The 21,742-nt window shown below is 42.0% G+C and carries 18 protein-coding genes and 3 pseudogenes; 17 read left to right on the forward strand and 4 right to left on the reverse strand.

The genetic code is table 11. The features are described from left to right. Positions 1-13: 13 nt before the first annotated feature. Positions 14-884: pseudogene (locus tag MHB62_RS03585) on the reverse strand (TetR/AcrR family transcriptional regulator). Positions 885-1,015: 131 nt separating this feature from the next. Between MHB62_RS03585 and srfP the strand changes: the two are divergent. The 5 genes from srfP (at position 1,016) to MHB62_RS03610 (ending at position 9,263) form a co-directional block, all read left to right on the forward strand. Next, positions 1,016-4,174: a surfactin resistance protein SrfP gene (gene srfP, locus MHB62_RS03590; protein WP_032722979.1), complete on the forward strand. Its 3,159-nt coding sequence runs from the start codon at positions 1,016-1,018 to the stop codon at positions 4,172-4,174. 151 nt (positions 4,175-4,325) lie between these two features. Further along, positions 4,326-5,237: a diacylglycerol kinase gene (locus MHB62_RS03595; RefSeq protein WP_003233894.1), complete on the forward strand. Its 912-nt coding sequence runs from the start codon at positions 4,326-4,328 to the stop codon at positions 5,235-5,237. Between the two features lie 56 nt (positions 5,238-5,293). Continuing rightward, positions 5,294-6,676 carry a 23S rRNA (uracil(1939)-C(5))-methyltransferase RlmD gene (gene rlmD, locus MHB62_RS03600; protein WP_032722980.1) on the forward strand — a complete coding sequence of 461 codons (1,383 nt, stop codon included), beginning with the start codon at positions 5,294-5,296 and terminating at the stop codon, positions 6,674-6,676. A 375-nt stretch (positions 6,677-7,051) separates the two neighbouring features. Next, positions 7,052-8,200, forward strand: coding sequence for a DNA cytosine methyltransferase (locus MHB62_RS03605; RefSeq protein WP_032722981.1), 1,149 nt, complete (start codon positions 7,052-7,054; stop codon positions 8,198-8,200). Beyond that, positions 8,181-9,263 carry a restriction endonuclease gene (locus MHB62_RS03610; RefSeq protein WP_200878692.1) on the forward strand — a complete coding sequence of 361 codons (1,083 nt, stop codon included), beginning with the start codon at positions 8,181-8,183 and terminating at the stop codon, positions 9,261-9,263. Before MHB62_RS03605 ends, MHB62_RS03610 begins: the two co-directional genes overlap by 20 nt. Positions 9,264-10,098: 835 nt before the next feature. Here the strand turns inward: MHB62_RS03610 and MHB62_RS03615 are convergent. The 3 genes from MHB62_RS03615 to MHB62_RS03625 all read right to left on the reverse strand — a co-directional run bounded on the left by MHB62_RS03615 (position 10,099) and on the right by MHB62_RS03625 (position 12,929). Then, positions 10,099-10,398 (reverse strand): hypothetical protein, encoded by a 300-nt coding sequence (locus MHB62_RS03615; RefSeq protein WP_032722982.1) that lies wholly within the window; start codon positions 10,396-10,398, stop codon positions 10,099-10,101. Between the two features lie 243 nt (positions 10,399-10,641). Further along, positions 10,642-11,187, reverse strand: a complete 546-nt coding sequence (locus tag MHB62_RS03620) for a hypothetical protein (RefSeq protein ID WP_032722983.1) — start codon at positions 11,185-11,187, stop codon at positions 10,642-10,644. A 20-nt stretch (positions 11,188-11,207) separates the two neighbouring features. Then, positions 11,208-12,929, reverse strand: coding sequence for a T7SS effector LXG polymorphic toxin (locus tag MHB62_RS03625; RefSeq protein WP_152550853.1), 1,722 nt, complete (start codon positions 12,927-12,929; stop codon positions 11,208-11,210). A 180-nt stretch (positions 12,930-13,109) separates the two neighbouring features. Between MHB62_RS03625 and MHB62_RS03630 the strand changes: the two are divergent. The 12 genes and pseudogenes from MHB62_RS03630 (at position 13,110) to cotJB (ending at position 21,737) form a co-directional block, all read left to right on the forward strand. After that, a pseudogene (locus MHB62_RS03630) lies at positions 13,110-14,118 on the forward strand (hypothetical protein). A gap of 211 nt (positions 14,119-14,329) precedes the next feature. After that, on the forward strand, positions 14,330-14,767 hold the full coding sequence (locus tag MHB62_RS03635) for a hypothetical protein (protein ID WP_015252628.1): 438 nt from the start codon (positions 14,330-14,332) through the stop codon (positions 14,765-14,767). Positions 14,768-14,971: 204 nt separating this feature from the next. Beyond that, positions 14,972-16,132: a lysozyme inhibitor LprI family protein gene (locus MHB62_RS03640; protein WP_032722984.1), complete on the forward strand. Its 1,161-nt coding sequence runs from the start codon at positions 14,972-14,974 to the stop codon at positions 16,130-16,132. 145 nt (positions 16,133-16,277) lie between these two features. Beyond that, a complete protein-coding gene (gene rapH / locus MHB62_RS03645) occupies positions 16,278-17,408 on the forward strand; it encodes a response regulator aspartate phosphatase RapH (RefSeq protein ID WP_032722985.1) in 1,131 nt (376 codons plus the stop codon). Beyond that, positions 17,398-17,571 (forward strand): phosphatase RapH inhibitor PhrH, encoded by a 174-nt coding sequence (gene phrH, locus MHB62_RS03650; RefSeq protein ID WP_032722986.1) that lies wholly within the window; start codon positions 17,398-17,400, stop codon positions 17,569-17,571. The genes rapH and phrH overlap by 11 nt, the downstream gene beginning before the upstream one ends. A gap of 159 nt (positions 17,572-17,730) precedes the next feature. After that, positions 17,731-18,450, forward strand: a complete 720-nt coding sequence (locus MHB62_RS03655; protein ID WP_003233863.1) for a YebC/PmpR family DNA-binding transcriptional regulator — start codon at positions 17,731-17,733, stop codon at positions 18,448-18,450. Between the two features lie 133 nt (positions 18,451-18,583). Further along, complete coding sequence (yeeK, locus tag MHB62_RS03660; RefSeq protein ID WP_015715466.1) at positions 18,584-19,030, forward strand: spore coat protein YeeK; 447 nt, start codon at positions 18,584-18,586, stop codon at positions 19,028-19,030. Between the two features lie 114 nt (positions 19,031-19,144). Next, complete coding sequence (locus MHB62_RS03665) at positions 19,145-19,729, forward strand: TetR/AcrR family transcriptional regulator (protein ID WP_032722987.1); 585 nt, start codon at positions 19,145-19,147, stop codon at positions 19,727-19,729. A 78-nt stretch (positions 19,730-19,807) separates the two neighbouring features. Beyond that, positions 19,808-20,254 (forward strand): nuclear transport factor 2 family protein, encoded by a 447-nt coding sequence (locus MHB62_RS03670; protein WP_032722988.1) that lies wholly within the window; start codon positions 19,808-19,810, stop codon positions 20,252-20,254. Then, positions 20,251-21,116: pseudogene (locus MHB62_RS03675) on the forward strand (NAD-dependent epimerase/dehydratase family protein). The gene MHB62_RS03670 and the pseudogene MHB62_RS03675 overlap by 4 nt, the downstream one beginning before the upstream one ends. A 125-nt stretch (positions 21,117-21,241) precedes the next feature. Continuing rightward, positions 21,242-21,490 carry a spore coat-associated protein CotJA gene (gene cotJA / locus MHB62_RS03680; protein ID WP_003219489.1) on the forward strand — a complete coding sequence of 83 codons (249 nt, stop codon included), beginning with the start codon at positions 21,242-21,244 and terminating at the stop codon, positions 21,488-21,490. Continuing rightward, on the forward strand, positions 21,474-21,737 hold the full coding sequence (gene cotJB / locus MHB62_RS03685; protein ID WP_003219491.1) for a spore coat protein CotJB: 264 nt from the start codon (positions 21,474-21,476) through the stop codon (positions 21,735-21,737). Before cotJA ends, cotJB begins: the two co-directional genes overlap by 17 nt. The last annotated feature ends 5 nt before the right edge of the window (positions 21,738-21,742 follow it).

Below are 21,742 nucleotides of genomic sequence, written 5' to 3' on the forward strand. Positions count from 1 at the left end.
AAAAAAGCAGCCCTTAGAGGCTGCTTTTTTTATGGTCAAATTGAGATAAAGACAGAGATGAGGGCCCGAAGCCTTTCAACTTCTTTGTCGTTGGTTCCGGTCAAATTGGACAGCATGCCTTTAATAATCGGCTTGCGCGGTTTATCCTGAGTCAATTCTTCCTCGATAACATCAAGTGACACGGTGATATCCTCGGGCAGCGTGCTGTTTTCTTTCACTTTCTGAATGTCCTCAAGCAGCTGGTCTTTTCCCGCAGGCATCGGGTTGAAAATGTCTTTTGATACAATCGGATTGAGTGCAGAACGGCTCAGCCCCTGTACAAGATCATTCAGTCTCTCAATAATAAAGGCTGAGATTTCTTCTGCATCGATATTAAGCTCACCGTTAAATACCATCACGTTCATATAGGAATGCACAATGCCTCTTGCCATGATGGACAGATCTGCGACATACCGCTCGATTCCTTCGCCATAGGATACCAGCAAGGCGTTCCGGTACAGCTTATCCGTCTCCATGGTTACTTTGTAAAAGTATTGCTTGATTTCTTGATTTTCCGGAATGATATTTTCGGTAAGCAAAAGAACGATAAAATCTTTATGATCGCGAAAATCCTCAAATTGAGCGCCAATTTGCTTTTTTAACACTTCCTTAGGGGGCTTTCCGGCGAGATCTTCTTCTATATTTTTCATTTTGTTCATAGACATACCGATATAATATTCACAGGCAGATAACAGCAGCGCTTCTTTCGATTTGAAGTGCAAATAAAAAGCGCCCTTCGAAATGCCGCATTCACTGGCGATTTCTTGGATCGTCGTAGCTGCGAATCCTTTTTTCGCAAATAAACGAATGCTGGTTTTTATGATTCTCTCTTTTTTTTCATTCATGACGTGCTTCCCCTTAATCCTTGAAAAATTTAGTAAAATTTTCTGGTATATGAGTTGACGTTGTTGCGTTATAACGTTTAGTATTATATAGAATGACCAGTCAGTCAATAAAAAATGTAATGGAGGATATGATGAATCACGTTATTAATTTCGTTCTGAAAAACAAATTCGCCGTATGGCTGATGACGATTATTGTAACGGCAGCCGGCTTGTATGCGGGTATGAATATGAAGCAAGAGTCTATTCCTGACGTGAACATGCCTTACTTGACGATCAGCACGACATATCCGGGTGCGACACCAAGCCAAGTGGCTGATGAAGTGACCAAACCGGTTGAACAAGCCGTGCAGAACTTGGACGGTGTCAGTGTTGTGACTTCGACGTCCTATGAAAACGCATCGTCGGTCATGATTGAATATGATTATGAGAAAGATATGGACAAAGCGAAAACAGAAGCAGCTGAAGCGTTAGAAAACGTCAACCTGCCTGATGACGCGAAGGATCCGGAGATTTCACGCTACAGCTTGAATTCATTCCCGATTCTGACGCTGAGCGTGTCCAGTGATAAAGATAATCTGCAAGAGCTGACGAAACAAGTGGAGGACAGCCTCGTTTCTAAGCTTGAAGGCATAGAAGGCGTTGCGTCCGTCCAAGTATCAGGCCAGCAGGTGGAAGAGGTTGAATTCTCTTTCAAAGAAGACAAACTGAAGGAATACGGCCTTGATGAAGATACAGTCAAGCAAGCGATTCAAGGTTCAGATGTGACAACTCCGCTTGGATTGTACACATTCGGAAATGAAGAAAAATCTGTCGTCGTCAGCGGCGATATTGAAACAATTAAAGATTTGAAGAATATGAGAATCCCGACGGCATCAGCTTCAAGTGCAGGCAGCAGTGCAGCATCTCAAGCGGCGGCGCAGAGTGCACAGGCAGCCCAAAGCGCACAAGCGGCAGCACAGGCGCAGCAAAGCGCAAGCACAGCAGTGCCGACGGTCAAGCTTTCTGACATTGCCACAATTAAAGATGTGAAAAAAGCTGAATCTGTTTCACGCACAAATGGCAAAGACAGCATCGGCATCAATATCGTCAAAGCAAACGATGCGAATACGGTGGAGGTTGCCGACAATGTCAAAGCTGAGCTGAAGAAGTTCAAAGAAGACCATAAAGGCTTCAATTACAGCGCAACTCTCGACATGGCGGAGCCGATCACACAGTCAGTTGACACGATGTTAAGCAAAGCCATCTTCGGTGCTATTTTTGCGATTGTGATTATTCTCTTATTCTTAAGAGATATCAAATCAACATTAATTTCTGTTGTTTCAATTCCATTATCATTGCTGATCGCACTCCTTGTGCTGCATCAGCTTGATATCACATTGAATATTATGACGCTCGGCGCAATGACCGTTGCCATCGGACGTGTAGTCGATGACTCCATCGTTGTGATCGAGAACATTTATCGCCGAATGAGACTCAAAGATGAGCCGCTCCGCGGAAAAGCATTGGTTCGTGAAGCGACGAAGGAAATGTTTAAACCGATCATGTCATCAACGATTGTGACAATTGCGGTATTCCTGCCGCTCGCACTTGTAGGCGGACAAATCGGTGAGTTGTTTATTCCGTTTGCTTTAACGATTGTTTTTGCGCTTGCCGCATCCCTGGTGATTTCAATCACGCTTGTGCCGATGCTCGCACACAGCCTGTTCAAAAAATCATTAACGGGCGCGCCGATTAAAGCGAAAGAACACAAACCTGGCAGACTTGCAAACATCTATAAAAAAGTATTGAACTGGGCGCTGAGCCACAAATGGATCACGTCTATCATCGCTGTTCTGATGCTCCTTGGAAGCTTGTTCCTTGTACCGCTAATCGGTGCCAGCTACCTGCCGTCCGAGGAAGAAAAAACGATGCAGCTCACATACAGCCCAGAACCGGGTGAAACGAAAAAAGAAGCCGAAAATGAAGCTGAAAAAGCGGAAAAAATCCTGCTTGACCGCAAGCATGTCGATACGGTTCAGTATTCATTAGGCTCTGGCAGCCCGCTTGCCGGAGGAGATTCTAACGGTGCGTTATTCTATATCAAATATGAAAGCGACACACCTGACTTTGATAAAGAAAAAGATAACGTTCTGAAGGAAATCCAAAAGCAATCTGACCGCGGAGAATGGAAGTCACAGGACTTCAGCTCTTCAGGCAATAACAACGAATTAACATACTATGTGTATGGCGATTCTGAAAACGATATTAAAGACACGGTCAAAGACATTGAAAAAATCATGAAAGATGAAAAGGATCTGAAAAACGTAAACTCAGGCCTTTCCAGCACATATGATGAGTACACATTTGTCGCTGACCAAGAAAAACTAAGCAAACTCGGTTTAACTGCGTCTCAAATTTCTCAGGCCTTAATGTCACAAACATCACAAGAACCGCTCACAACAGTGAAAAAAGACGGCAAAGAGCTTGATGTGAACATTAAGACAGAAAAAGACGAGTATAAGAGTGTGAAAGATTTAGAGAATAAAAAGATCACTTCCGCGACTGGCCAGGAAGTCAAAATCGGCGATGTGGCAAAAGTGAAGGAAGGATCAACATCAGATACCGTGTCAAAACGTGACGGAAAAGTCTATGCAGATGTCACAGGTGAGGTTACCTCTGACAACGTCACAGCCGTATCAGCTGCTATCCAGAAGAAAATTGATAAGCTAGACCACCCTGATAACGTATCGATTGACACAGGCGGCGTATCAGCGGATATCGCTGATTCCTTCACGAAGCTCGGTTTAGCGATGCTGGCAGCAATAGCGATCGTTTACCTTGTGCTCGTGATTACCTTCGGCGGAGCACTAGCGCCATTTGCGATTCTGTTCTCATTGCCGTTCACAGTCATCGGTGCCCTGGTCGGACTTTACGTATCAGGTGAAACGATCAGTCTGAACGCAATGATCGGTATGCTCATGCTGATCGGTATCGTTGTCACGAATGCGATTGTCTTAATTGACCGCGTGATTCATAAGGAAGCGGAAGGCCTGTCTACGAGAGAAGCGCTCCTGGAAGCCGGCTCTACACGACTCCGTCCGATCCTGATGACAGCCATTGCGACAATCGGCGCCTTGATTCCATTAGCACTCGGCTTCGAAGGCGGAAGCCAAGTCATTTCAAAAGGACTCGGCGTCACGGTTATCGGCGGTTTAATCAGTTCAACACTTCTGACACTCCTGATCGTGCCAATCGTATATGAAGTATTGGCGAAGTTCCGCAAGAAAAAACCTGGAACAGAAGAAGAGTAAAAAAACAAAAAGCCTCAGCTCTGCTGAGGCTTTTGTGCGTTTTCACCTGTAAGATTATGTACATTTTGTTGCGATTTTTTTAACTCATAGTATAATTAAAGGTTGTTAGTGTAAAAATGGATCGGATACTCTTAAGTAGGATGATGAGATAATGAAACGTGCACGCATAATATACAATCCGACTTCAGGACGGGAGATCTTTAAAAAGCATCTTGCCCAGGTCCTGCAAAAATTTGAACAAGCCGGCTATGAAACCTCCACCCATGCCACGACATGCGCAGGAGACGCTACACACGCTGCCAAGGAAGCGGCATTGCGTGAGTTTGACCTGATCATTGCGGCAGGCGGAGACGGAACGATCAACGAGGTCGTCAACGGGCTTGCGCCTTTAGACAACCGTCCGACACTCGGTGTGATTCCAGTCGGCACAACAAACGACTTCGCCAGAGCGCTCGGCATTCCGCGCGAGGATATTTTAAAAGCGGCAGATACGGTCATTAACGGCGTCGCCCGCCCGATTGATATCGGACAGGTCAACGGCCAGTATTTTATCAATATCGCCGGAGGAGGCCGTCTGACGGAGCTGACGTACGACGTGCCAAGCAAACTGAAAACAATGCTAGGCCAGCTTGCTTATTATTTAAAAGGAATGGAAATGCTGCCTTCACTTCGTCCGACAGAAGTCGAGATTGAATATGACGGCAAGCTGTTTCAAGGTGAAATCATGCTGTTTTTGGTCACGCTGACAAACTCCGTCGGCGGGTTCGAAAAGCTCGCGCCGGATTCCAGCCTGAATGACGGCATGTTTGATTTGATGATACTAAAGAAAGCAAACCTTGCTGAATTTATCAGGGTTGCCACGATGGCGCTTCGCGGCGAACACATCAACGACCAGCACATTATTTATACAAAAGCGAACCGCGTGAAAGTCAATGTATCAGAAAAGATGCAGCTGAACCTGGACGGCGAGTACGGCGGCATGCTGCCGGGCGAATTCGTGAATCTGTACCGACACATTCACGTCGTCATGCCGAAGGAGAAAGCGGAACAGCTGGATGACTAAAAACTTGGCTTTGTAAGCCAAGTTTTTCTTTCGCTTAAAACAAGAGGTGAACATACATGAAAATGAAAACCCCAGTAGAAAAAAACGAATACTACGACGTGACATTTGAGGATTTGACTCATGATGGAGCGGGCGTCGCAAAGGTTCAAGGATTCCCGATCTTTGTGCCGAATGCCCTGCCCGAGGAAAAAGCGCAAATCAAAGTGACACGTGTCAAAAAAGGTTTTGCTTTCGGACGCTTGATTGAGCTGAAGGAAGAAAGCCCGCACAGAACGGACGCTCCATGCCCGATCTACAAGCAATGCGGCGGCTGCCAGCTTCAGCACATGACCTACGAAGGCCAGCTCTTGTTTAAACAGAAACAAGTCAAAGACGTCTTAGAACGCATCGGCAAGCTGGACCTTTCCAACGTGACCGTGCACCCGACACTCGGCATGGAAGACCCGTGGAACTACAGAAACAAAGCACAGGTGCCGGTAGGAGAACGAGAAGGCGGACTCGTCGCTGGATTTTATCAGCAAAGAAGCCATGACATCATCGACATGAGCGCCTGCCTGATCCAGCAATCCAAAAACGACGAAGCCGTCCAAGCTGTCAAAGACATTTGCGCAAACTACGGTGTCAAAGCTTACAACGAAGAGCGCCACAAAGGCTGGCTCCGCCATATCATGGTCAGATACGGCGTGGTTACCGGCGAAATGATGATCGTCTTCATCACAAGAACAAACGATTTCCCGCACAAAGCGAAGATCATCGAAGACATCACAGCGCAATTCCCGCACGTCAAATCCATCGTGCAAAACATCAACCCGAACAAAACAAACGTCATTTTTGGGAACGAAACAAACGTTATCTGGGGCGAAGAATACATCTACGACCTCATCGGAGACGTCAAATTCGCCATCTCCGCCAGATCGTTCTACCAGGTCAACCCGGAGCAAACCAAAGTGCTCTACGACAAAGCGCTGGAATACGCGGAGCTTCAAGGGGAAGAAACCGTCATCGACGCTTACTGCGGCATCGGAACGATTTCTCTCTTCCTGGCAAAGCAGGCGAAAAAAGTGTACGGCGTTGAAATTGTGCCGGAAGCAATTGAGGATGCGAAACGAAACGCTGAATTAAACGGCATCACAAACGCAGAGTTCGCGATCGGAGAAGCGGAAACCGTGATTCCAAAGTGGTATGAAGAAGGCATCACGGCCGATACACTAGTCGTCGACCCGCCAAGAAAAGGCTGCGACGAAGCCCTCCTGCGGACAATTGTGGAGATGAAACCGAAGCGGGTGGTGTACGTGTCCTGTAATTCTGGAACGCTTGCGAGAGACCTGCGGGTGCTTGAGGATGGCGGGTACGTGACGCGCGAAGTGCAGCCTGTGGATATGTTTCCGCATACGAATCATGTGGAGTGCTGTGTGTTGATAGAGAATATTAAGGAATAGGCAGAGGGGCCCGAGAACCTTTTATCGATTCTGGGCCTCCATCTATTTTATTTCAATTCTTTCTATTATGTGGTGTGGAATTATTAGGATTTAATACTTGAAATTAATGTATCCGTAATCCTTAATAAAAATCCTCTATAGTTTCTGATGCCTTCTTTTATTACTCTATGGTATGTCCGCAAATATTGATTAAAGATTCTCTACTACTTCATTCCTTTCTTTCTTTCTTTACAAGATATAGTGATGTATACATTAGTTTACTTGAAGAAAACAGTGCACTGCCTGTTTTGTTTTTACATTAAAAAATGTACTAATATGATATAATTCGATATAGCCAAAAACACAATTATTAGATGCAGAGAGGTTGCAAATAAAATGAGTTACCCAATATTTTCGTTTTTTTCAGGTTCAGGTTTTTTAGATCTTGGATTTGAAAATAGCGGTTTCGATGTAGTGTATGTAAATGAAATTCATACACCGTTTTTAAAGTCATACAAACATTCTAGAAACATGCTTAAAATAGAAGAGCCACGGTTTGGCTACCACAATGGTGATATAACGGAATTACTAGAGCAAGAGCATTTACGTGAATATATAGACATAATTAAGTCTGAAAATAGCGTTTTTGGATTTATCGGTGGACCTCCTTGTCCTGATTTTTCAGTCGGTGGTAAGAACAGAGGAAGAGAAGGAGAAAATGGAAAGCTGTCAGGGACCTATGTGGATTTGATATGCCAGCATAAACCTTCATTTTTCTTATTTGAAAATGTAAAGGGATTATGGCGAACAAAGAGACATAGAGAGTTTTTTGAAGAAATGAAAAGTAAGTTACATGCAAATGGATACGTAACAACGGAAAGATTAATTAATTCTCTAGAGTATGGCTCAGCTCAACATAGGGAACGGATTATCTTGCTTGGTTTCCGACGTGAACTATTAGATCAAGTGGGTTACAACATTGAAGATAAAGGTATCGATGCCATTCTTCCTAACGGTCTTTTCCCTTGGGAGAATCATTTGAAATACTCTATGGAAAAAATCGAAAATATCCCTTGGCCTATAGTGAATGAATTTGAGGAGGATTCAGTAATACCAAAACCAGAAGATATTATTGAGGAATTAACTGTTGAGCATTGGTTCCGTAAGAATGATGTAGACAATCATCCAAATAGCAAACAATTTTTCACTCCAAGGGCTGGTTTAGCCAAATTTCTTGTTATTGAAGAGGGTGATGACTCGAAAAAATCCTACAAACGCCTTCATCGCTGGAGATATTCACCTACGGCTGCATACGGGAATAACGAAGTTCATTTACATCCGTACAAAGCTAGAAGGCTGACAGTAGCAGAAGCATTAGCCATACAGTCATTACCAAAGAATTTTGAAATTCCGACGGATATTTCTTTAACTGATGCCTTTAAAACGGTTGGGAATGGAGTTCCATATTTAGCATCTTTGGGAATTGCAGAAACCATTAAGGATTTTTTAGGGGGATACAAGAGAAATGAGATTAACCGCAGCTGACATTGTTGCTTATATTGATCAATTGCCGAAAAATAGATCATTCCCATATATCAATCCAAGAACAAAAGGTCTTATTAAAATAGTGAGTGTTACAAAGCCAGAAGGACCTATTGTTATTAAACGTTATGATCCAAGTAAAGGAGGGACACCTTTTACAGCTAAAGATGAATCTATTTCAGCTGAAATGATATGGAGAGTCGCCAACGCTTTTTTTCCGAACCAACCAATTAACTTAGATCGTGTTTTAGGTGGCAGTTATAACACCCGCTCGGTATTGGAGGCTCTTATCGCCCACACACCACAGTTTTACTATTGTTATCCAGGACGAATTGAAAGTACCATGTCGAATTCTACTATAAGGAATGGACACAAGCATCTTATGTGGTGCCCTGAAAGGCCTCACGAACTAGGATTAATGGTACAAATCGAAACGGATATTGTTATATCGGAAATCCCAAATGCAGATGCATTTTACGATTCGCTGATTCTACCAGAGGGAATTGTTCATAATGAAATTGATATTGAAATTAAAAGACGTCATTCGCAGATTCAAGTAGCTTTAATTATGATCGGCCAACAATTAGGATTTCGTACATGGATAGCTCAAAATGATAAAGGAATTATGTATAACAACAAGCGGGTTGGGGAAATGTCTGGAGTAGTAAATTCGTTACAGGATGAAAGATTAATTGCAGCATTTGATGGTGCGTATAATGCAGCTAAATTAATAGATTGCATTTGGTTTAAAAATGGGAAATTAATGCCTGCTGTCATGGAAGTTGAACACAGTACAGGTGTAACAAGTGGCCTAACCCGAATGAAAGGACTTCAAGAGGCACTGCCACCATTTCCTACAAGATATGTCATCGTCGCACCTGATGAGGATCGTAGCAAAGTATTAAGGGAAGCGAATCGGCCACAGTTTCACGAATTAAATGTCCGATATTTCCCTTATTCAGCAGTAGAAGAATTGTACTCATTGTGTCAAAGGAGAAAAATACGGGGAGTGACAGAAGAGTTTCTGGATAGCTTTATGGAACCAACAATTGGCTTATTGGGGTAAGATTAATAGAGTTACGATATGTGACTGATGAATATAAAAGATGAGCGATTATTATATTTTCTTGGGAATTGGATTTAAAATAGAATTGTTAGACATTTGAACATAAATGAAGACACAATAAATGTAAGTAATCTTTTATAGGGACCTGGTTCTTTATTAAGAAGTAGCAACAAAGACAATAATGAAGTAGAGTTATACAAAAGTAGCATGTCATATGCTACTAGTTCTAAGGGATAAAGAAAATAAGGGGTAATTCTTTATTACACTTTTGTACACATTAATAACCATAAACGGTGGTAGGTCAAGCTGTATGAGTGAGGAAGAATATTTATGTCAAAAAAGAATCCCTAAGAAAATAACTAAGGACTTACCAAATCATAAACGATTACTTTATAATAGCTATGCGATGTGCACTAAAGACTTGCTCAAATAAAAATTTAGTAGCACCAAGTAAATGTGCGTTTTGCCAAAAAAGAAAAATCATTAAGGCAGGGGACGGTCAATCACTGTCTTTTTGATACTACATAAATATTGGTTAGTTACAGTACAAAGGAGATTACAATAAAATGTAATATATTGTAATCTCCCGAAAAATTTTTGTTGAAAATACTAGATAGAGATTTCCATTCTTGAATTATTAAAAAATTCTAGTTACAAAAAATCAATAAGTTTTTTGTGAGGTAAGTAGCTTAAATAAGCCAGACAAAAGTTTAGAGACCATCTTTTTCTTTTAGAAAAATTTTTGTTGAAGTCCCGCAAATGGAAGTTTGGGCTTTTGCGTTAGTTTTTTTGAAGGGGTAGTGTAATTCTATTCATGAATTTGGGATTTGGGTATTTAATCCAGTTCATCATATTCTTTTAAAAGCTTTTCTGTCTTATGCATTTCTCTGAGCATCGGATTCATGTAGTCGTTAGCTAATTCTAGATATCCTCTTGTCAGAATATCTAGTTTATTTTTAACTTTAGAGAGGTCTTCTTCGAGTTGTTCATCCGATGATTGAAGGATAAATTCATTTGTCTCTTTGTATCCTTTTAATATGTTTTTTACCATTGGAGTTGGATTCTTTTGATTGTTTGTTTTTATTGCTGTGATTGTTAAATTTATTTGTTTTATTAATTCTTTTCTTACTGTCAAAATGTTGCTCCTTTTATAAAGTGAGATGAGATAAATTTAAAACCCTCAAATAAGAGGGCTTTAGATTTATTAAGCAGAGGTGAAAGGATACCAATCTTTACTACATTAAATTTTGAATTCATTTTCATCAAACCAAATTCAAATGGAATCAGAGTTCTGGTATCATTTCGTTAACGGTTTCAGCTATGCTTCTATGTGATGCATTTAATTCATTTTCCAAAAAAGACTCATCCTCCAGCATTGCTACTCTGGACAAAGCTCTAGCAAATCATGAAATAATGCCAGTTCTACCGTGACTTGGGGACCGAATAAAGGCGCTGTTTTTATATCAAGATCACAAATGACTTCGTTAATTTCTTGATAATCAAGAGGGTTGTATCCCATTTCTTTTAAGATTTGATTCAGTTTTGTGTCTAGTTTCTGTTGAGACATAGAATACGTTTGAGTACTAAAACCATCTAGAATTGGAGTTGTTCTCTCTGGATCAATGTTTTCTAACTCAAATTCATGTTGTATGTAAAAGATAGGAGCCAACTTAGAAATCATTAATTTGCTGCTATAGCTTATATTAAAATCATTTTTTACAAATGGTTCAAATTCGAATCTAAATGTAGCAGAAGGCCAAATTTCATCCTCATTTGTATTTTCATAACTTATTTTTTCTGTTTTTAAATAAGTTTTTAATGAGTCAGGGAGGATAATTTCTTGTTTACATAAAGATAGATACTCTTCTTGTGTAGACTCTTTATTGTAGAATTTATTAATGGCATCAGCAATCAATTTATCCATAAGGGTACCTCCAAAAATATCTATTTCATTCTTAAATCATGTCCGCCTGATTTGTCCGCTTCCTTAGTAGGATTAAGGTTAAAATCGACTTCCCCTTGATGTTTCCCTCTTTTATTTAGGACTTCAAAGCGCCCATGTTGTGTATCTAAAGCATAATATGTTTTACTTTTTGAATCGTAGTATACATCTCGTTTATTAATTGTGGATAGTTTAGAATCTTTTTTCCAGCCGTTCTGTTTAGCAATCGGTGCGGCAGTTTCTCTTATAAAAGCAATTTTTTCATTGATGTTCATGCTATACATTTTCTTTTCAAAAGATGTAACATCAAAAGTACTACTGTTCGTAGGTGATTTCCCACTATTTGATTGAAATAATACACTTTCTTTTTTTGATACATCTTTAAGAAGTTCAGTATTTAGAACGTTATGAACATCTTGTATTTTTTGTAAGTCACCCGCAAAAGCAAATTGATTTGTTCTATTAGAAAGCATGTTACTGAACATTTCTGATGTAGTAACAAGTGCTTTGCTGCCTTTTGTAATAGTTTTTTTTGCTGTGAGTGTTCCTAGCTTTCCAACTTTATCTATACCTTTAGTTCCAATAAGTGCTGTTACAACAGTGGCCAGGGAATAGGTGATCCAACGTGATCTTGACTCTGCGTCTCCGTTTACCATATCACGCTTCCATGAATCGGATAACGCTGCCCATATATTAACTCCCGTAAATGTAACTGTTGCAAGTTGTTGTGTGGGAGAGGAGTTTAAAAATTTGTATACACTGTTAATTGTCTCTGGTGCATTTAAAATCATATCCTTCACACCAAGAGCAGTGTCTTTGCCAAAATCGTATAATCCCTCACCAATTCCTTTTAAAATTTTAGCTTCCTGCTTAGCCGTTTCTAATTGTATCACATACTGTTGTTGATAAGATTCAAGATTCTCATATCCAATCTTCTTCGCAATTTCTAAATATTCATCAGGATCAGACACACCATCCGCAAGCTTTTTCTTCAATTCTTCAATCTCTCGTTCCTTCGCTTCCTCTTTCTTAATCTTCAAGTAAGCATCCGTCCGCTTTTCAATGTCTCCCTTTTTCTTATGTATGTCGCTCTCACGATACGCCTTGGCGTTGTAGTGGATGGGTGTGGCGTTTTTGCCTTTGCCCGTTGCTTCTTGGAGCTTTTGGAAGTCGGATTTGATGAATTGTTCGTTTGGTTCTGACAGGGCGTATTCAGTCTGCAGGTCTTCGTCCAAGGCGTCCAATTTTTCCAGTGTTTTTTTGCGTTTGTCGTTGGCATCGGCCAGCTCGTCTTTGAAGGTTTCGGTTGAAAACAGGTCGAGCGGGAGGATGTCGTCGATATCGTTTAAGATGTCTTTCATCGCTTTTTTCTGTTCGGACATGATGGATTTTGATTTTTTATTGACATTTGCCAGTTCGTGCTCCAGGAAGGATTCTTCGATGTATGCGTCTGAGAGGCCTTTGTCTTCGGCGGCTCCGGCGATGCTGTTGAAAAATGCGATTTTCATGTCGATGTAGTCGATCCACTGGTCTGTGACGCCGACGTGGTCGTGATAGAATGCCTTGATGTTGCTGGCGCCTTTTCCTGAGAATTCGCTGTCACTGAGATCAGCGACGCTTTTTAATGCTTTTCTCAAATTTACCATTTGCGTTCTTAGTTCTTTGTACTCTTTTGCACGGTCTGTTGCTTCCGAAAGCAGTGTTTTCGCTTCAAATACTTTCATGACCATTTCCCTTCTTTTGTTCGCTCAATATCACAAATTTTACCACAGGGTGGGATAAGGGTGGGGGTGAGAACGTGTTTTAGTGGAAAAATGAGTCATTTGGCATGTGTCTTTATTCATGAAGGGATTGTGTAAACATAGTCGAAATGATTATTGGTAGACAGTTAAAGGAGCATTTTGATGAAGAAAAAATGCATTACATTCAGTTTATTAGGGTTAATGGTATGCATCATACTGTTTGTTCAGTTACGCAATAAAGACAGTATCCCTGTCCAATCTTCCGCCATCCACCCCGAAGAAGACCGCATCTTTTTTATTTACTCCAATCCTTTCATAAAAGAAAGCGTGCTGCTTTCAACCTCTACAGGCGAACGGTTTAACAGGCGTACGTTTAAGGTGGCGGATGTGCCTTATATTCAAACGAAATCTTATGCATCAACAGACCTTGTATTATTGGCGGAACACGAGCCTTTTTACTACACGCTGGGAGAAGGATGCGATCAAAGAGCATCCGCTTTCAGATCCATTTGCGTTTTGGCATGAGGGGAAGGATGTCTCTGTTAAGGCCTATAATGTTGATACGACGGGAAATGAGATCCACATAAACGACAGAAAAACGAAAAAGGAATATACCCTTACTTTGCCTTCGCTTGTCACGATTGGGGCCAGTGATGAGAACTATATTTATATCATTCAAAGTATGTCTATTTACGTGATTGACAGAAAAACAGAGGAAATGATTGAGACCCTGAGCTTAGCCTCATACGCTGATCAATTCGCAGACTCGAAGGAATTTATTGTCGCGAGCTCGGATCATAAATTGACTGTGATTGAAAAAGGGACATGGAAAACGACATATATTCCGTATCCTGATGATCTTGAATACGCTGATACCGTATACTATGACAAAGAAAGCGGCAGTTTTTACGTGGCGTACGAGGACAAAGAGGGTGAGGCGAACTTGCTGGAGTATGGGGAGGAATTTTCTTTTCATACATATAGTTTGAATTTCCCTTATATGGAAGCAAAGTTTAAGGGGAATCTATTGTATATAGTTGCCCAGGAAGAGCATAAAAAGGGCATCGGCGGGTATGTGGGTGTGTTTGATATCCATTCTAAGAAGATGCTTTATCAGTTTGATTTGCCTGAGGAACAGGTGAAGGTGCAGGATTTTGTTGTGGTTGATTAGACTTCATAGCTATAATCTTGAATCAACTCATATGTAACGAGGTGAGTAAATTACAAATGTCTTTTGCTTAATAATAGAATTTATTAAAACTTCAGATTGAAAGCATTTACTAGGAATATAATTTGAAAATATATTTTAATTCTAGTTTTTATGGTTTATAATGTATATAAGTCCTGTATTATACAATTTTAATTGATGGAGGTATTTGATAATGAAAAGAGTAAACCACTTGATGACACTAGTTCTTGCAGGTGTAATGGCATTTGGACTAGTATTCATTGGATCAGGTCAATCGGCTAAGGCTGTTAGTAAAACTACGAGTTTTACTTTTCATGCAACTGTAGAATCAAAATCTTATATTCACACATCAGAAAACTATAAGAATGTTTATACTACAGTTGAAATGGGGAGAACAGGAACTTGGGAAAGTGCTGCTTATTGCAAATTATATTTGCAACGTTATACAAATGGTTCTTGGAAAACAATTGATACAGCTTCTGGAAATGCATCATACGGTAAAAAACTAAATGTTACATTCACAAATATTGCAAAAAAATCTGCATCGACTAGAGTGAAACTAAAACTTTATAATAATTGGGATCATTCAGACTATATGCAAACAGTATATTCTAGTAAATGGACTAGATGAAGAAAAAGCTCTCCTTTTTAAGAAGGAGAGCTTTTTTTGTTATATTATGATTCCTTAGTTACCATTTTGATTTTGATTCTCTGCTAAGGTTTATTTAAATATATTGTTCTATAGTCTAGGTATCTGATTTTAGATTTGCAAACCTACAAAAGACCTATAAAATAAGAAAGCTACCATGAGAGAGCAGAAGGGTGAGAAGAGACAATGAGTTATAAATTGGGTGCGCTGCTTTTATCTATTTTATTCCTATTATCGGCGTGTTCTGATAGCGGAGCTTCTGATAAGGATCAGGAAAAGCAAGCAGTGAAGAAAGCGAGCGTTGCGATGCTGACGGAGCAGGAAGTAAAATCAGCTTTGAAAAACGATATAGATTCGATCTTCAATGCATTTGATAAAGCGGGAACAGAAAACGGCTGGAGCACGGCGAATAAGGCTGATTTCAGCAAGCTGCGGCCTAGTCTGTTGCCTTATGCAACAGAGACGTTTGCAGATCAGACCTTAAAGGATTTGGCTGGGGAGTACTTTTGCGAGTGTGATGCTCCTTTTCAACCCGGCACTGATTTTGATGTGCGTTTTACTTATGAACAGGACAAGAATAAGATAGAGGCTTCATCAATAGACCCGGCAACAGAGTTAAACAATATGGGCACGTTATGGACGTTTGAATTGGTGAAGGAAGATGGCGATTGGAAGATCAACAAATGGGACAGCAAGTCGCTTCAAGGGGATGATATCAAGCTGACAAAAGAAGAAGCGAAAACGATTCTGTCTAGAAACGGTGAAACGGCGGAATTTGTGAAGTCCTATGAATCGAAGGCTGCCGGCGGAACAGCTTATCTTTTCAATGTGAAAAGTTCAAATGGGGAAAGACAGGCGGCGATCAGCTCAAAGGATACCAGTATAGTGAGTAATAATGAAGACGAGACTGAGGCTCCGGAGCAAGAAAAAGTTCAAACGGCTGAGGAAACCGAGTCATCAGATAACGCGGATACACAGAGCAGTGAGCAGGAAAAGGGAAACACAAAAGCAGATTATGCTGCCAAATTGTCAGCGACAGAACAGAAAGAAAAGCACAATGACTATCAAAGTGATTATCAGATGATTGAGGATTACGGTTACAATTATCAAATGTGGGACGGATTGCTGAACGAGATATACGGCGTGCTGCAAAAACAGCTTCCTGCTTCAGACATGGCGGCATTAAAAGTGAAACAGCGCCAATGGATGAAGGATAGGGATGCTGCGGCCCAGAAACGATATGATGAGGAGGGCGGCGGTTCATTATCCCGAGTCGTCCAAACGGAAGAGCTTGCCAAACAGACGAAAGAGCGCTGTTACGAGCTCGTGAATACGTATATGAAATAGAATGACAAAGACCCTTGCGTAAAGGGTCTTTTTTGCGTAGAAAAACAAATTGACAGGATGAAAAAACAATTTCTTCCTTCTATATTGTTTTCAAAATTTGGGATTGATAGAATATGACATATCTCATAGAGAAGGAGGGAAGCCGTTGAGTCAAGCCATACCGTCTTCGCGTGTAGGTGTTAAGATTAATGAATGGTATAAAATGATTCGCCAGTTCAGTGTTCCGGATGCTGAGATTCTGAAAGCGGAGGTGAAGCAGGACATTCAGCAAATGGAAGAAGATCAGGATTTGCTGATCTATTATTCTCTGATGTGTTTTCGTCACCAGCTGATGCTTGATTATTTGGAGCCGGGAAAAACATACGGGAATCGCCCTACAGTGACAGAGCTTCTTGAAACGATTGAGACCCCTCAGAAAAAACTCACAGGCCTTTTGAAATACTACTCTTTGTTTTTCCGCGGCATGTATGAATTTGATCAAAAAGAATATGTGGAAGCGATCGGGTATTATCGCGAGGCGGAGAAAGAACTGCCGTTTGTGTCAGATGAAATTGAGAAAGCGGAATTCCATTTTAAAGTGGCCGAAGCGTATTATCACATGAAGCAAACCCATGTGTCGATGCATCATATTCTTCAAGCCTTAGACATTTATCAAAAAAATCCCCTATACAGCATTAGAACGATACAAAGCTTGTTTGTGATCGCCGGCAACTATGATGATTTCAAACATTATGATAAAGCGCTCCCGCATTTAGAGACGGCGCTGGAATTGGCAATGGACATTCAAAATGACAGGTTTATCGCCATTTCTCTATTGAACATCGCGAACAGCTATGACAGATCAGGAGACGATCAGATGGCTGTAGAACATTTCCAAAAAGCGGCGAAAGTAAGCAGAGAGAAAGTGCCTGATCTGCTTCCGAAAGTCTTGTTTGGATTATGCTGGACATTATGTAAAGCGGGCCAAACACAGAAGGCGTTTCAGTTCATAGAGGAAGGATTAGACCATATCACAGCACGTTCTCACAAATTTTATAAAGAATTGTTTCTGTTCTTGCAGGCCGTGTACAAGGAGACTGTTGATGAACGAAAAATTCATGATCTTTTAAGCTACTTCGAAAAAAAGAACCTGCACGCTTACATTGAAGCATGTGCCCGGAGTGCTGCCGCTGTTTTTGAAAGCAGCTGTCACTTTGAACAAGCCGCTGCGTTTTATCGGAAAGTGCTGAAAGCCCAAGAAGATATTTTAAAAGGAGAGTGTTTATATGCCTATTAAGAAAAAAGTGATGATGTGCCTGGCTGTTACTCTAGTTTTCGGAAGCATGTCGTTTCCATTCCTAGCAAACTCCGGTGGATTTAAGGAATCAACAGATCGAAATACGACGTATATCGATCATTCCCCTTACAAACTTAGTGATCAGAAGAAAGCCCTTAGCTAGGGCTTTTTCTTGCTTTACGGAAGACGTTCCATTTTCCACATCGCGGCATTCCTTCTATTTCTAACGCAAGACACTCGAAACAACCAAACCATTTGAGGTATAATGGATAAAGTGAATAACAGTATTTAGATTGATATATATGAAAGAGAGTGGAACATCATGGGCCGTAAGTGGAACAATATTAAAGAGAAGAAGGCGTCTAAGGACGCAAATACGAGTCGGATTTATGCGAAGTTTGGCCGTGAGATTTATGTGGCGGCGAAACAGGGCGAGCCTGATCCGGAGTCCAACCAGGCGCTGAAGGTTGTGCTTGAGCGTGCGAAGACTTACAGCGTGCCGAAAAACATCATTGAACGTGCGATCGAGAAGGCGAAGGGCGGAGCGGAAGAGAATTACGATGAGCTTCGTTATGAGGGCTTCGGGCCGAACGGATCAATGATTATCGTTGATGCGCTGACGAATAATGTAAACCGTACGGCGCCGGAAGTGCGTGCGGCGTTCGGGAAAAACGGCGGAAACATGGGTGTGAGCGGATCTGTTGCTTACATGTTTGACGCGACGGCTGTAATCGGTGTGGAAGGCAAAACTGCTGACGAAGCGCTTGAAATCCTGATGGAAGCGGATGTTGATGTACGTGACATTTTAGAAGAGGACGACAGCGTGATCGTATATGCTGAGCCTGATCAATTCCATGCGGTGCAAGAGGCGTTTAAAAACGCGGGTGTCGAGGAATTTACAGTAGCGGAGCTGACAATGCTTGCGCAAAGTGAAGTAACGCTTCCGGATGATGCAAAGGAACAGTTTGAAAAATTGATTGATGCATTAGAAGATTTGGAAGATGTTCAGCAGGTATATCATAACGTTGATTTAGGTGAGTAAGGAGTGAGCAGGCTGTTATGGCCTGCTTTTTTTGTCCCGGAAATTGTTTTAGCTGTATGTAGGCGGCCGCCTATACGATCTATAAGATATTCTCATACTCTGGACTGTAACCTATGTGAAGGAGAGAGTGAATATGACTGATACAAGACATATGTATGGCGGACCTGGTTTTGGTCATTATCAGGGCTTTGGTATTGGCCACCCGGGCTATGGCATGCAAAGCACAGGCTATCCGGGCTATGGCATGTATGGAGGCCACCCGGGCTATGGCATGCAAGGCTACCCAGATCACGGCATACATGGAGGAGTCGGCGGCTATCCGGGATATGGAACGTACGGAGGATCCGGCGGTTACCCAAGCGGCGGCTATGGAGGCTCTCCGGGAACTGTAAGTTATCCGAACATGCACCATGAAAATGATGGCCATCACCACTATTATCACCATCATCATGATGGAAAAGATAATCTTCATCACCATCATCACCATGTTGGAAAGGATAATCATCACCATCATCATGATGGTCATTATGGCCACCATCATCACCATATGGGCCACTGGGGAAAAGACGGTTATAAATAAAGAAGATGATGATAAAAAGAGGACACTCTTGCAGATCAAGAGTGTTTTTTTAGCTTTTTTCTTGACTGTTCAGTCTGGAAAATGGTAACATTTGTTTCAGGAGGTGATCATTTTTTGGGGAGGAATAAAGAATTTGATACGGCGCTTGTTCTTCACAGGGCGATAGAGGTTTTTGGAGAGTATGGCTACGAAGGAACGTCTCTTCAGGATCTGCTCTCTCATTTAGGCATTGCGCGCCAAAGTTTGTATGATACGTATGGAACGAAGCGTGATTTGTTTTTGTCCGCTGTGAAATCGTATCTTGAAGGGAAAAACGCTGCCGTTATGGAAAGGCTTGAAGCGCCAGGATCTGTAAAGGAAGCCATTCGTGATATTTTTCAGGAGGGTGTCAATGCCCTGAGGGATCCGGAACGGGCGAAGGCGTGCTACATTATTAACAGCGCGATTGAACAGATCCCGCATGACCCTGAGCTTGCCCGGTATTTTGAAAGACAATCCAAGCAGCTTGAGGACGCTTTTTATCAGGCGCTTTTAAGAGCGAAGGACCAAGGAGAATTGAATGGCGAAGATACTGATATATCTGCGCTTGCCCGGTACCTGAATCAAAGCAGGCTGTCTCTGACATTTGTTGCGAAAGTGACGGCTGATATGGATCGGCTTCAGGACCATGTTGACGTGAGTTTATCAGTGCTTGATTAACATGTGGTAAAGGATTCTTTGCCCATGTATGTATTTTTCGGACTGAATAGTCTAGAAATAAAAATGAGGTGATGATGAATGTTGATGAATGAATTTGAAAAAGCATGTGAAACATTGAGAAAGTTTATGGCTTATATGCTTGAGAAGGACATGAAGAGCTGGACGGAGCTTTGGGATGAGAATGCTGTATTTGAGTTCCCTTATGCGCCGGAGGGATCACCAAAAAGAATAGAAGGAAAAGCGGCCATTTACGATTATATTAAGGATTATCCTAAGCAGATCCATCTTTCTTCATTTACCGCTCCGACAGTGTACCGTTCAGCAGATACGAATACGATGATTGCGGAGTTTCAATGTGACGGCCATGTGGTTGAGACTGGGCTGCCTTATCGCCAAAGTTATATCAGTGTCATCGAAACGAGAGATGGCCGCATTGTGCGTTATAAGGATTATTGGAATCCGCTTGTTGTAAAAGAGGCCTTTGGAGGATCATTTTTGCAAACAGAGGAGAGTGGAAAACGATGAAACAGAATCCGATTTTAATCACGGGCGGGACTGGCACAGTCGGCAGCCGAATTGCCAGCCGTTTAATAAAGCTGGGATACAGAGTGCGTATTGCAAGCCGAAAAAAGGGCGCGCTTGCAAGTGCGGAGTATGTGTATTTTGATTGGAAGGATGCCTCCAGTTTTACGCCTGCTCTAGAACAGGTAAAAGACATCTATCTTGTTGCTCCGGTTGGTGTACTTGATCCGGCTCCCTATGTGCTTCCCTTTTTAAAGGAAGCAAAGCGTCTCGGCGCAAAGCGGGTAGTGATGCAAAGTGCGTCTGTTGTCTCCGAGAACGGTCCCGTGTTTGGCGCGCTTCACCAGGCAGTGCGCGAGTTTCCAGAATGGACGGTGCTGCGGCCCTCATACTTTATGCAAAATTTCATCAATGTCCAGCATCGCATGTCTATTCAAACGGAGGGGCGCATCACAACGGCTTCGGGTGAAGGAAAACTTGGGTTTATTGACGCTGATGACATCGCAGAAACAGCCGTCAGGGCTTTGATTGATGATGTTCCTCATCAAACACATCATATTCTGACAGGTCCCGAGGCGCTGAGCTATGCCGAAGCGGCGGAGATCATTGGAGCTGCGGCGGGACGCCGGGTGGAGCATGTCAGCATTTCTCGTTCCGAGCTGCAGCATAAAATGGAGGCAGGAGGTTTGCCCGCGGATTATGCCCATTTTATGGCGAAGCTTGATGAGGCAATCAGCCATGGTGCGGAACATCGGGTAACGGATACAGTGAAGCGTGTGACGGGAAAAGAACCTCGTTCGCTGTCAGAGTTTGCGGCTGCTCATGCTGCATATTGGAAACACTGACCTCATTTTGGACTGAATAGTCTAGAAGACCTTCGGCGCTTTCGAAGGTCTTCTTATTGAAAAAGCTAAGTCGTGTTTTAGTCATAATCATGCCTCCTGCCTCATACCTATTAAGGTCATTGTTTTTGAGAAAGGAGGAGCCGGAATGAAGGATATGCAGCCGTTTACGCCTGTCAAATCATATACGCCCTTTCACAGCCGTTTTGATCCCTGTCCGCCCATAGGGAAGAAATATTACAGAACGCCCCCTAACCTTTATATGACCTTTCAGCCTGAGCACATGGAGCAGTTTTCGCCGATGGAGGCTTTGAGGAAAGGCACCCTTTGGAAGGATCTCTATGATTTTTATGAAAACCCTTATCGAGGGGGAGACGCACATGGCAAAAAAGGTTGACGCCGAATATTATCGTCAGCTAGAGCAAATACAGGCTGCTGATTTTGTGCTTGTTGAGCTGAGTCTTTATTTAAATACACATCCTCATGATGAAGATGCGTTGAAGCAATTCAATCAATATTCCGGCTATTCAAGGCACTTAAAAAGACAGTTCGAATCCTCTTACGGACCGCTTCTGCAGTTCGGCAACAGCCCCGCGGGCAAGGATTGGGATTGGGGAAAAGGGCCATGGCCGTGGCAAGTATAAGGAGG

Origin of the sequence: Bacillus sp. FSL K6-0255, assembly GCF_045040725.1 — a bacterium.
Taxonomy (GTDB): domain Bacteria; phylum Bacillota; class Bacilli; order Bacillales; family Bacillaceae; genus Bacillus; species Bacillus subtilis.

Bases quoted from the DNA above. Each gene is read 5' to 3' on its own strand.
- srfP (WP_032722979.1), top strand. From the start codon at position 1,016: ATGAATCACGTTATTAATTTCGTTCTGAAAAACAAATTCGCCGTATGG.
- MHB62_RS03605 (WP_032722981.1), top strand. From the start codon at position 7,052: ATGAGTTACCCAATATTTTCGTTTTTTTCAGGTTCAGGTTTTTTAGAT.
- cotJA (WP_003219489.1), top strand. From the start codon at position 21,242: ATGAAGGATATGCAGCCGTTTACGCCTGTCAAATCATATACGCCCTTT.
- MHB62_RS03640 (WP_032722984.1), top strand. From the start codon at position 14,972: ATGAGTTATAAATTGGGTGCGCTGCTTTTATCTATTTTATTCCTATTA.
- MHB62_RS03670 (WP_032722988.1), top strand. From the start codon at position 19,808: ATGTTGATGAATGAATTTGAAAAAGCATGTGAAACATTGAGAAAGTTT.
- yeeK (WP_015715466.1), top strand. From the start codon at position 18,584: ATGACTGATACAAGACATATGTATGGCGGACCTGGTTTTGGTCATTAT.
- MHB62_RS03655 (WP_003233863.1), top strand. From the start codon at position 17,731: ATGGGCCGTAAGTGGAACAATATTAAAGAGAAGAAGGCGTCTAAGGAC.
- MHB62_RS03610 (WP_200878692.1), top strand. From the start codon at position 8,181: ATGAGATTAACCGCAGCTGACATTGTTGCTTATATTGATCAATTGCCG.
- phrH (WP_032722986.1), top strand. From the start codon at position 17,398: ATGCCTATTAAGAAAAAAGTGATGATGTGCCTGGCTGTTACTCTAGTT.
- MHB62_RS03620 (WP_032722983.1), bottom strand. From the start codon at position 11,187: ATGGATAAATTGATTGCTGATGCCATTAATAAATTCTACAATAAAGAG.
- MHB62_RS03635 (WP_015252628.1), top strand. From the start codon at position 14,330: ATGAAAAGAGTAAACCACTTGATGACACTAGTTCTTGCAGGTGTAATG.
- MHB62_RS03595 (WP_003233894.1), top strand. From the start codon at position 4,326: ATGAAACGTGCACGCATAATATACAATCCGACTTCAGGACGGGAGATC.
- cotJB (WP_003219491.1), top strand. From the start codon at position 21,474: ATGGCAAAAAAGGTTGACGCCGAATATTATCGTCAGCTAGAGCAAATA.
- rlmD (WP_032722980.1), top strand. From the start codon at position 5,294: ATGAAAATGAAAACCCCAGTAGAAAAAAACGAATACTACGACGTGACA.
- MHB62_RS03625 (WP_152550853.1), bottom strand. From the start codon at position 12,929: ATGAAAGTATTTGAAGCGAAAACACTGCTTTCGGAAGCAACAGACCGT.